Consider the following 11,086-nt stretch of genomic DNA (forward strand, 5'->3'; position numbering starts at 1 on the left):
ATTATTGCAGTTTGGCGATTGCCCCTTTTTCCACCAACACCTTACCAGTCACCAAATCCCGTACCGTCGCCAACAAAACCCGCCTCTCATCCACCTCAAAACTCACCGAAACCCTGTCAATTCCCAATACCCCAGGCGGGTTCAAATGCGCCACACAAACCTGCTGGTGGTGGCTGTCTAAAGAGCGAAAATCAGTCTGTTTGTTGAGCCAACTGCTCGTCATTTGCCCTTTTTCGTTAAAAATAACCTCCGCTTGCGATACCTCCGCAACTTCCCCAATATCTAACCGAATTTCCCTTTGCCCTTCAATTGCAACTTGCAGCGTCAACTCTTCGGAACTTTGACAGGGATACTTCATTTCCTTGCTAAATATCGGCGAATAAGCATAAGCTTTAGCATAAGGTTCCCAGAGGCGAATTGCATAGCTGTGGCGCAAATAATCGTCAACACTCGCTAATTGTGTCAAGGCTAAAGCACCGTGCGCCACCGCTTCAAACGGCTTGTCAGCTTTGACTTTTTGCCGCCCAAAATACGAAACCACTAAATTAGATACAGCCGGAATTAGAGAAGTTCCTCCTACCAGCAAAACCTGTTCGATATCTGCTTTGCCGATCCCTTTTCCCATTGCAATGCTCAGCACTTCATCTAAACTTTCCCGCAACTGTTCTAACAACTGCCTAGATTCCAGAATTTCCTCAAGCTTGTCTCGGTTTAGCTGCAAGTCGTAAGACATAAAATTTTCATCGTCAAACCAGCTTTCCTTCGCCTCATTAACTTGAGAAAGTTGAATTTTTAATTTTTCCGCTATTTCTAATAAATTTTGCCAGCCAACTGCGCCGACTTCTGCGCGCGACGAACCAATTTGCCGCAAATAATCTTCGACCATCCAGATATCAATATCTTCGCCGCCTACATAAGCATCGGATTTTGCCAACACTTCGGCACGCACCCCCCCCAGCCCCCCCTTGTCAAGGGGGGGAGCGAGATTTCTCCCCCCCTTGGTAAGGGGGGGTAAGGGGGGGGTTACAGCAGTACGAACTAAACTTAAATCTAAAGTTCCCCCGCCAAAATCAACTACTAAAACTAGAGAGCCGGGGCGTTGTACTGCATATCCCAGGGCGGCTGCTGTGGATTCATCTATTACCTGAACTTCCGCAACTCCCAAACTTTCTCCTAAGTCGCGAAACCAATCTAGATATCGCTCAAATGCTCCGACTGGTACTGTAAAAATTACTTTGTCGGGCTGTATATTTTGTAAATATAATTGTTTCCAAATAGTCTTAATAAACTTTTCTGCTACTGATTCGGCTGTGTAGGTGTCGCCATCAAGATTGCGGGGCGGCGGCTGAAAGTCGGCGGCTAAATTGCGTTTAAAAGCTTTAAAAAAACGGTCTGGCTGGGCTTGTCCCAAACGCTGCGATCGCACTTTTTCTCCCAACACCAACTCTCCCGCATTTTTCACAAAAACTAAAGTCGGCACTACAGATATTTCTCGAACATCTCCGCTCAAATTCTTCGTTTTAAAAATGCGGGACATCTCGCCTAATCGCAAAGTTTCTGGGGTTTTCCTATCCGGGTTAAGAATGCAGACAACCGTATTGCTGGTGCCGAAGTCAATGGCAACTGTAGTCATGTTAATTTATAATTTAAAATTTAATTTTTCATTCCCGCTGGAAGGGTGCGACTAACTTTAGCAGGAGTAAGAATTCGCTCTCCCTCTCGATAGCCGACAAACCGAATATAAACTAATTCTCCTTCGGTTATATCCTCAACATCCGGCTGGTGCAACTGCGGATTGTAAGCAGTTCGTTCCCACGCAGAACCAATCGTTTCAAAATCCCAACTTGATAAGAGATTTTCTAAGGGAGTAAACAAAGCTGAGAGATTTTTGGCGGGCATATCCGGCTTGGCTTCTGCCATTTTGCGGGCGGCGGGATAGTTGGTTAACAAAGTTTGCAACTGTTCAAAGGTAGCGCGGCGAAAATCGGCAGTTAGTTGAGCTTTTTGCTGCTGCAATTCCGATCGCAGCCGGAAACACTGCTGCCTCAATTCTTCTATTTCGCTGGGATCAGTGGTGATTGTACCCGATATTGGCAGTGTGAGCAAAGTGCGATCGAACTCTTGGAAATTCAAATTCAGCACTGTTGCCAGCCGCCTCAGTTGGTCTAGCGTGAGTTTTCCCACGTCTCCCTGCCGCACTAAGCGCACCCCAAAGCGACTTAAGCCTGCTTTTTCGCCTAAGTCTTGCCAATCGAGAATGTCTAGCTGATTCATGCGTTCCCGCAGAATTTTATCGTACTTAAACTCGATCGCATCTCCCGCCTCAGATGCAGCATAAAGATAGACTAAAATTAGAAAAATGCCCCCGATAGCTAGCGCGAAGCTGAAGGCAGGCACTGTTGTTACATCAACTGTTGCACCCAGGATATCAAACATCTTTAACTCTTCTAAACTTGTTTTAAAGTCTGCGTTTGTTCAACGACCAAATTTTCTTCGCCTTGGTAGTATTCTGGCAGCAAGTCTTGAGATTCTACTTTTCCGAGGGCTTTTTCAATTCCGGCTGTGGTTTCGGTGCAACTAGAACCAGTGGCGTTGAGGACGGTTTCGGTAATTTTGCCGTCTTTGCCGATGCGGTATTCTATTTGGCGGTATTCTGCCATAATTCTGCCTCTTTGTTTAATGATTGAGTGTTGACTGCTGAGTGTTGAGTTATATTATAGATTCTATTTACCAATTATTCTAATGAATTTTTGTAGCGACAATGCAACCGGGGTTTCGCCGGAGATTATGGCTGCGATTGCAGCGGCTAATTCCGGTGCTGTGATGTCTTACGGAGATGATGAATATACACAGCGTTTGCAAGTTAAATTTTCAGATTTGTTCGAGACATCGGTGACTGTTTTTCCGGTAGCAACTGGTTCTGCTGCTAATGCTCTGGCCCTTGCGGTTATGACTCCTCCTTACGGGGCTGTTTACTGTCACGCGGCATCTCATATTAATGTAGATGAATGCGGCGCGCCGGAGTTTTTTACAGGCGGTGCCAAGTTAGTTACAGTAACAGGAAGTCATGGTAAAATAGAGGCAGAGACTTTAGGAAAAATACTCGATCGCGCTGGTGCAGGTGTCGTCCATCACGTACAGCCCGCCGCCGTCAGCCTCACTCAAGCAACGGAAGCCGGCACAGTCTACAATCCAGCGGAAATTTCCCACATTTCGGAAGTAGTTCGCGCTCACAATTTGCACCTGCACATGGATGGAGCTCGCTTTGCAAATGCTGTTGTCAGTTTGGGCTGTTCTCCGGCTGATGTCACTTGGCGCGCCGGTGTGGATATTCTCTCATTTGGAGCGACAAAAAACGGTGCGATGGGTGCGGAAGCTGTGGTTTTTTTTAATCAAGAATTAGCAAAGACGTTCCCTTTTTACCGCAAGCGCAGCGGACATCTTTTCTCGAAAATGCGGTTTTTGTCTGCACAGTTGGAAGCGTATATAACGGATGATTTGTGGCTGAAGAATGCAGCTCATGCAAATAATATGGCAGCCAAATTAGCTGAAGGTTTGGCGGAAGTTGAGGGAGCGAAGTTTTGCCATCGGGTTGAAGCGAACGAGATTTTTATTCAACTTCCCGAATCAATAGTTACATCGGTTTTAGCTGAGGGTTTTCTGTTTTATCGGTGGGATGAATGTACTGTTAGACTGGTAACGGCTTTTAATACTCTGGAAGCGGATGTTATTGCTTTGGTGGAAGCTGTTAAACGCTATTCTGTATAGATTGTAGGTGGGTAAGGGCGGGTGTAGTGAGCATTTTTGTGATAGCAAATATTATGTTAACCCGCCCTGGCTGGCGCTACCCAGCTAGAGTTTAATCGATTGAGAAACAGGTTCTGCAACTGCGGCTAGTTCGGGTTCAACTGCTTCGAGGTGCTCTTCTAAAAGCGCCAGATTTCTCATGTTTGATTTATAAAAAGCATCAAAAATATCTCCGACTAAAGGTACTGAACCAACGACGGCTTCTAGACCGATATTGTAAATCATTTTCCCTAAAGTTTTTTGGGGAATGTTGAATCGAGTTGCTAAATAAATTAGGTAGGCGGAAAACGCGGTATCTACGATATCCCCAGCGCCCGGAACTAAACCGATAATGGGGTCTAAGCCGATGCGAAATTTGGTGCCGGGGATGCCAATGGCGGTATCCATCAGGCGGCTGAGTTTGCGGATGCGGTTGAGGGTGGCGAGACGCTCTATGTTGTTCATATTATTATTGTTGAACTAGGTTGAAAATTTGAAATCTGTCGGAAGACGGAAAAAAAACATCTAGAAACCGCTTATTTTCCATCTTCGCTAATATGCTGAATTCCCCATTCGTGCATGGCATTAATAATCGGTTTGAGACTTTCGCCCAAAGGCGTTAGCGAATATTCAACTTTTGGCGGCACTTGCAGGTAAATTTCCCGGTGCACGATCGCGTCTGATTCCATTTCCCGCAGTTGCTGCGTCAGCATCTTCTGAGTAATTCCGTTGACAGCTCGTTGCAGCTCGTTAAAGCGCTTCACTCCTTGAAACAACTCCCGCAGAATCAAGACTTTCCAGCGCCCGCCAATCACCTCTAGAGTGCGTTCTACAGGGCAATTTGCTCGATCGACCTTTACTTCTTGGACTTGCATAGTATCTTTTTGGTAAGTATCGCACTTTTAAGTGCGTACTATCCATAATAACTTGACTCGGTTTAAAATAAAAACATCAAAGAAACACCGGATAAATTTCACTGAGGATTCAGAAAATGATTACCGTCAGAAAAAGTGAAGCAAGAGGACACGCTAATCACGGTTGGCTGGACAGTTACCACACATTTTCTTTTGCCGGCTATTACGATCCAAATTATATGAATTTTCGATCTTTGCGGGTAATTAATGAGGATGTCGTTAGCCCCGGCAAAGGTTTCGGCACTCACGGACACAGTGACATGGAAATCATTACTTATGTATTAGAAGGAGCATTAGAACACAAGGACAGTTTGGGTACTGGTGCAGTGATTAAACCCGGTGAAGTACAGCGGATGAGTGCAGGTACGGGGATCAAGCACAGCGAGTTCAATAACTCGCAAACAGACCCGGTTCATTTGCTGCAAATCTGGCTGTTACCCGATACACAGGGTTTGCCTCCGAGTTACGAACAGCGGGAGTTTCCCCTAGCAGAAAGGCACGGAAAACTGCGTTTAGTGGCGGCACGAGATGCGAGAGATGGTGCTGTGAAAGTGCATCAAGATGTGGATTTGTATGCGGCTATTTTGGATAAAGACTCGCGGGTTTCTCATGCTTTGCAGCCGAATCGCCATGCTTGGCTGCAAGTTGCTCGCGGCTCGGTTTTGGTCAACGGTTTGCCTTTGAAAAATGGCGACGCTGCGGCGGTTAGCGGCGAGTCTGAATTGGCGATTGAAGCTACGGCAGATGCTGAATTTTTGCTGTTTGATTTGGCATAGAATTACACAAGAAATCCCCGGCTTCTCCAAGAAGTCGGGGATTTTAGATCGTTCGGCGATTGAAATCGCTTAAGAGTCAAACTCTCCTCCGAGTAGAGGGGGACTAAGAAATTAATCACCCATCCAAGATTTTGCCCCAAAAATATCTGCTACAAGTTCGGGAATGCCCAAATCAACCTCTAAGCTTTCCCAGTGCACGCTACTACCGGAAGGCGGTAGCCAAACATCAGCAAACTGTTCTGGTGAAGCGCCTTCTAAGTCTTGTGCAAGGCTTGGAGGAAAACAGAAAATAGCACCGTTTTTTTGTTCGAGCACTATTAAATCTTCAGACTGATTGTAATACATGGATTCGGCGCGGGGTTCTGTAGCCTCAGCGTTTTTCCCTGCTTGCTGGGCTTTGGTTATTTGCTCTCGGAGATTTTCCTCAGTTAACTGTTTGTCCCAGTTTCTAAATACCATGTATTTCTTGCCATCGGTTTTGTTAAGTTTGGATACTTGATTATTGCTGCATGGGATTGTGTTAAGCGGACTGTGAAGGAGATGATACTTAATAATGGGTTACTACTTAGGAAATAAGTAAATAGGAGGAAGAAAGTAAGTTTTATTTGTGGTATTTCTGGTAAGGGTAAATGTTTAGGATAAATTTTTATGGAACAACAGCCGATCGCCCGAAAGCATCTTGTTTGGAGCCTCATCACTGGTTTAGCAGTCGGCGCGATCGCAGGCGCACCCCTCGGCTGGATGGCTAATGGGAAATATTCCGACCAGCGTTTGGCTGAATTCATCATTTGCCAAGAAAAAAATAGAGATAAGCCAGTTGCTATGGTTGAGTCTATTTGTGGTTCCCGATTCTAAATTTTTCTGGTAGCCAGAGGGCTGTGTCAAATATTGTGAGGCTTGTGCGAATGTCGAAAGTTCGATCGTCGCGCAGGCATTTTGGCGTTGTCAACCGTCAATCTGCCACAAACCGGATAACTTATGCGTCAGTTGATATCTGGGTATGTTAAATTGACACAATAATGAATTACAGCAGAACAATTCCGGCTATTTTGAGTGCTACGATCGCCCTGAGTTCGATCGCCCTCATCCCACTCACATCACCTCAAATCGCCCTCGCATTAACCGCCGACCGAGTTAAAACCGTTGCCCAACAAATTACTGTTCGCATCCAGGGGACAAAAGGCGGTTCAGGAGTAATTTTAGAGAAACAAGGCAGCACATACTATATTCTCACAAACTGGCACGTTGTCGATAAAGCAGGCGATTACGAGGTGGTAACTCCGGACGGCAAAGCTCACTCTGTATACTATAGCCTCGTGCGGCGAGTGCCCGGGATGGATTTAGCCGTCGTACCTTTCAGCAGCACTCAAAGCTACCCACTGGCTCAATTAGCCAATTCCGCAGCAACTAAGGGAAACAAGGCTTATGTGGCCGGCTGGCCGATATCCGGCGGTTCTCTGAGACAGCCGATTTTCATCGCCACGGAAGGTCAGCTTACCGGCCGCCAAACTCCTTGGAACGGTTATACTTTGGTATACAATAACTTAGTGAGAGCGGGAATGAGCGGCGGGCCGGTGCTCGATGACGCAGGCCGAGTTGTCGCAATTAACGGCATTGTCAGGTTAGAGGACAATTCTGATAAAATCGTGGCTGCGGGAATAGAAATTAATACTTTCATGAAATGGCGATCGACTATTTCGCTGCCAGTCGTTCCCCAATCTCCTACTGCCGGGAACCCGAAAACTCCGGCGAATAATGCGCCCCGCACGCCTGCAAGTGCGATCGCCTTTGCTGCTACAAATACCCTCAAAGGGCCTTCGGAAGTTGTCAGTTCCCTTGCCCTAGCTTCCGCTTATTTTACCACAGGAAATAGCAACGGCACAATCTCAGTTTGGAATTTTCCCAGTGGGCAATTAAAAACTACCCTGCAAGGTCACACGGAAGCAGTAAACGCATTGGCCGCGAGTGCGGATGGCAAGGTGTTAGCTAGCGGCAGCGACGACAAAACAGTGAAAATTTGGAATTTAGAAACTGGCGCGGTTGTACGCACTTTGAGCGGGCATTCCAATGCAGTTTCGAGCGTTGCCGTTAGTCCCGACGGTCAATTTGTAGCCAGTGGCAGTTGGGACAAAACGATTAAGATTTGGAACCCGAAAACGGGGGAATTGCTGCGGACTTTGACCGGGCATTCTGGGTTGGTGAATGCTGTTGCAATTAGTCCCGACAACAAAACTTTAGCTAGCGGCAGCAAAGACGGTTCAATTAGGTTGTGGAATTTAGCTAGCGGTCAAGCAATTCGCACGATTAGCGGCAAAAACTTGTCTGTTTTGTCGCTAGCTTTTACTCCCGACGGCAAGAGTTTAGCTGCGGGAAATAGCAACGGTACAATCGGTTTGTGGAATGCCGGAAACGGGCAGTTAATTCGTCGTTTGAGCGGGCATACTGACGGAGTTTGGTCGGTGGCATTCAGTCGGGATGGCACTACGCTGGTTACTGGGAGTTGGGATAAGAGTGTGAGACTTTGGGATGTGCGATCGGGGGATTTGAGAGGTAATTTGAGCGGTCATGCTGGCTACGTTAGCGCTGTGGCGATTAGCAGCGACGGTAAGACGATTGTGAGTGCGGGTTGGTTGGGGGAAATTAAGATTTGGAAAAGGAGTTGAGATTTTTTTGAACGAACCGCTTTCGTCGCGTTACGCGGAGGGGCGCGTAAGCGCTACTCAACCTAGAAACAGCCCCGCCTCTGTAGCGAAGGCAGCTAGTGGAGGGTTCGCTTAGGCACGGACTCTACTGGTAGGGTGCGTCAGTTGGAGCGATTCGATGTACATCGGCTAATCATTTCCGGGCTCCGCCCCCCTACTACCTAGCATTTTGTTTCAAACTACGATCGACCCTTATGATAGATTTGGTTCTTGCCAGACTACACTGGAAGACAAAATCAAATTAAAAATTTCGCCATAAATTCGATCGACCCGCCGATCGGGCGGGACTCTCAACTTCGTGGAACAGGCGTCCCGCCTGTGGTTGGCAAAGTAAATCTAAAATCTAAAATCTAAAATTGCGTGACTTCTGACAAATGATTGAAGTAGAACACTTAAGCAAAACTTACGGTTCGACCGCAGCGATCGCGGACGTGTCTTTTTCGGTCGAATCAGGAGAAATTCTGGGGTTTTTGGGGCCAAACGGCGCTGGCAAAACCACAACCATGCGGATTTTGTCGGGATACTTGCCAGCATCCAGCGGTACGGCCCGCATCGCCGGCATGGATGTTCACGAAGACTCGATGGCCGTCAGACAGCGCATCGGCTATCTGCCGGAAAACCCGCCACTGTATCCAGAAATGAGTGTGGAAGGGTTTCTGTTTTTTGTCGCCCGGATCAAGCAAGTACCTGCAGGCGATCGCGCGCGACGAGTTACCTCCGCGATCGAACGCTGCGGCCTGGTTGATAAACGCAAAGTTTTAATCCGCAAGCTTTCTAAAGGATTTCGCCAGCGCGTCGGTATCGCGCAGGCGATCGTCCACGACCCCCCCGTCATTATCTTAGACGAACCAACCGTCGGCCTCGACCCCCGGCAAATCATCGAAGTCCGCAATTTAATCAAAAGTCTTGGGGGCCAGCACACAATCATCCTTTCCACGCACATTCTGCCGGAAGTCAGCATGACTTGCAACCGCGTCACCATCATCAATCGCGGTAAAATCGTCGCTGCAGGTACTCCCGAAAATTTGATGGGAGAGTTGGCGGTGGGAGAGGGTTACGAACTCGAAGTTGAAGGCGAGGCGGATTTGGTAAACAGTCTGCTGTTGCCTTCTTTGGAACAATTGCCGGGAGTTCGATCGATCGAATTGATTCCAAGCCAGCAATTTTTAGTGAATCGCTACCGCCTGCGGGCAATGTGCGAACCGGACATAGAACCCGGACGAGAAATTGCCACAGCTATCCTCGCCTCTGGATTCGGACTCTGCGAAATGCGTCGCTCTCGCGCTACTCTGGAAGATGTGTTTTTAAGGCTGACAGCGGCTGAAAAAAAACCGGAAGAAAATCTGGTTCACACCGAACCAGAGGTCGATCGAAATCTGCAAGAAGCGGCAACAACTCAAGACTCGATCGCGGATTCTCATCAATCCGAATCGCAACCGATTGTCGAAAACCTGCAAGTTTCACATAGGCAAGAGTCTCTCTATGATTCTCATTCAGCATCGGAACCAGTTGCAGAAACCGTAGAGTTGAGAGAACATCCTCAACCAGCATCAGAACCAGTTGCAGAAACCGTAGAGTTGAGAGAACATCCTCAACCAGAATCGGAACCAGTTGCAGAAACCGTAGAGTTGAGAGAACATCCTCAACCAGAACTAGAATCAGTTCCAGAAACCGTACAGCCGATTAAAGGGAAGCATCTCAGTTTGGGTGTCACAGGAACCAGATCATCTTACTCGCTACAGATATCTAAACAAGCAAGCAGGATGCTCACTTTTGTAAAAAATGTTTTTTACAAAAGTGAGATACTCCCGATAGAACCTTCTCCACCAGAACCGATTGTCCAAAATCTAGAAGTTTCAGAAACACTAGAGTCGATCGAGCATCCTCAACCAGAACCGATAGTCGAAAATCTGCAAGTTTCAGAAACAGTAGAGTCGATCGACTATTCTCAACCAGAATCCGAACCAGTTGTAGAAACAGTAGAGTCGATCGAGCATCCTCAACCACAACCGATAGTCGAAAATCTGCAAGTTTCAGAAACAGTAGAGTCGATCGAGCATCCTCAACCAGAACCGATAGTCGAAAATCTGCAAGTTTCAGAAACAGTAGAGTCGATCGAGCATCCTCAACCACAACCGATAGTCGAAACGCAAGAGTCGATCGACTATTCTCAACCAGAATCCGAACCCATTACAGAAACACCAGAGGAAATAAGCGATTTAGAACCCGGAATGCAACCAGTCGCAGAGTTTCTGGAAACTGTAGAAAGACAAGAGTCGATCGAACATCCTCAATCAGAACCGATTGTCGAAAATCTACTCATTGTCGAAACAGTAGAGTCGAGCGAGCATTCTCAACCAGAACCGATTGTCGAAAATCTAGAAGTTTCAGAAACGCTAGAGTCGATCGAGCATCCTCAACCAGAACCGATTGTCGAAAATCTACTCATTGTCGAAACAGTAGAGTCGAGCGAGCATCCTCAACCAGAACCGATTGTCGAAAATCTACTCATTGTCGAAACAGTAGAGTCGAGCGAGCATTCTCAACCAGAACCGATTGTCGAAAATCTACTCATTGTCGAAACGGTAGAGTCGATCGAGCATTCTCAACCAGAACCGATAGTCGAAAATCTAGAAGTTTCAGAAACGGTAGAGTCGATCGAGCATTCTCAACCAGAACCGATAGTCGAAAATCTAGAAGTTTCAGAAACAGTAGAGTCGATCGAGCATTCTCAACCAGAACCGATAGTCGAAAATCTAGAAGTTTCAGAAACGGTAGAGTCGATCGAGCATTCTCAACCAGAACCGATAGTCGAAAATCTAGAAGTTTCAGAAACGGTAGAGTCGATCGAGCATTCTCAACCAGAACCGATAGTCGAAAATCTAGAAGTTTCAGAAACGGTAGAGTC

Annotated in this window: 11 protein-coding genes; 5 read left to right on the forward strand and 6 right to left on the reverse strand. The window is 47.0% G+C overall.

Going from position 1 to position 11,086, the window contains the following annotated elements; genetic code table 11:
* Position 1: 1 nt before the first annotated feature.
* From QUA62_RS02195 to QUA62_RS02205, 3 genes are read right to left on the reverse strand one after another with little or no spacing between them, the layout of a single operon-like run.
* Positions 2-1,633 (reverse strand): Hsp70 family protein, encoded by a 1,632-nt coding sequence (locus tag QUA62_RS02195; RefSeq protein WP_333402179.1) that lies wholly within the window; start codon positions 1,631-1,633, stop codon positions 2-4.
* Positions 1,634-1,653: 20 nt separating this feature from the next.
* Positions 1,654-2,436 carry an XRE family transcriptional regulator gene (locus QUA62_RS02200; protein WP_333402180.1) on the reverse strand — a complete coding sequence of 261 codons (783 nt, stop codon included), beginning with the start codon at positions 2,434-2,436 and terminating at the stop codon, positions 1,654-1,656.
* An 11-nt stretch (positions 2,437-2,447) separates the two neighbouring features.
* Positions 2,448-2,660, reverse strand: a complete 213-nt coding sequence (locus tag QUA62_RS02205) for a DUF2997 domain-containing protein (protein ID WP_006633566.1) — start codon at positions 2,658-2,660, stop codon at positions 2,448-2,450.
* A gap of 82 nt (positions 2,661-2,742) precedes the next feature.
* Here QUA62_RS02205 and QUA62_RS02210 point away from each other — a divergent pair, with 82 nt between their 5' ends.
* Entirely contained in the window at positions 2,743-3,768 is a 1,026-nt protein-coding gene (locus QUA62_RS02210; RefSeq protein ID WP_333402181.1) for a low specificity L-threonine aldolase, read from the forward strand.
* Positions 3,769-3,852: 84 nt separating this feature from the next.
* Here the strand turns inward: QUA62_RS02210 and QUA62_RS02215 are convergent, their stop codons facing one another.
* Complete coding sequence (locus tag QUA62_RS02215) at positions 3,853-4,251, reverse strand: DUF4112 domain-containing protein (RefSeq protein WP_333402182.1); 399 nt, start codon at positions 4,249-4,251, stop codon at positions 3,853-3,855.
* A 71-nt stretch (positions 4,252-4,322) separates the two neighbouring features.
* Positions 4,323-4,661 (reverse strand): winged helix-turn-helix transcriptional regulator, encoded by a 339-nt coding sequence (locus QUA62_RS02220; protein ID WP_006633569.1) that lies wholly within the window; start codon positions 4,659-4,661, stop codon positions 4,323-4,325.
* Between the two features lie 116 nt (positions 4,662-4,777).
* Between QUA62_RS02220 and QUA62_RS02225 the strand changes: the two genes are divergently transcribed.
* The gene (locus QUA62_RS02225; RefSeq protein WP_333402183.1) at positions 4,778-5,476 is read left to right on the forward strand and encodes a pirin family protein; all 699 of its coding nucleotides are present in this window, start codon (positions 4,778-4,780) and stop codon (positions 5,474-5,476) included.
* 111 nt (positions 5,477-5,587) lie between these two features.
* Here the strand turns inward: QUA62_RS02225 and QUA62_RS02230 are convergent, their stop codons facing one another.
* Entirely contained in the window at positions 5,588-5,935 is a 348-nt protein-coding gene (locus QUA62_RS02230) for a DUF2442 domain-containing protein (RefSeq protein ID WP_333402184.1), read from the reverse strand.
* A gap of 189 nt (positions 5,936-6,124) precedes the next feature.
* On the opposite strand from QUA62_RS02230, the gene QUA62_RS02235 reads away from it, so the two are divergent.
* The 3 genes from QUA62_RS02235 to QUA62_RS29305 all read left to right on the forward strand — a co-directional run.
* A complete protein-coding gene (locus tag QUA62_RS02235) occupies positions 6,125-6,331 on the forward strand; it encodes a hypothetical protein (RefSeq protein ID WP_006633572.1) in 207 nt (68 codons plus the stop codon).
* Positions 6,332-6,495: 164 nt separating this feature from the next.
* A complete protein-coding gene (locus QUA62_RS02240; protein WP_333402185.1) occupies positions 6,496-8,139 on the forward strand; it encodes a WD40 domain-containing protein in 1,644 nt (547 codons plus the stop codon).
* 413 nt (positions 8,140-8,552) lie between these two features.
* A partial coding sequence (locus tag QUA62_RS29305) for an ATP-binding cassette domain-containing protein (RefSeq protein ID WP_445301630.1) occupies positions 8,553-11,086 on the forward strand: 2,534 nt, incomplete at its 3' end.

The sequence above is a fragment of the Microcoleus sp. MON1_C1 genome (assembly GCF_036701945.1).
GTDB lineage: Bacteria > Cyanobacteriota > Cyanobacteriia > Cyanobacteriales > Microcoleaceae > Microcoleus.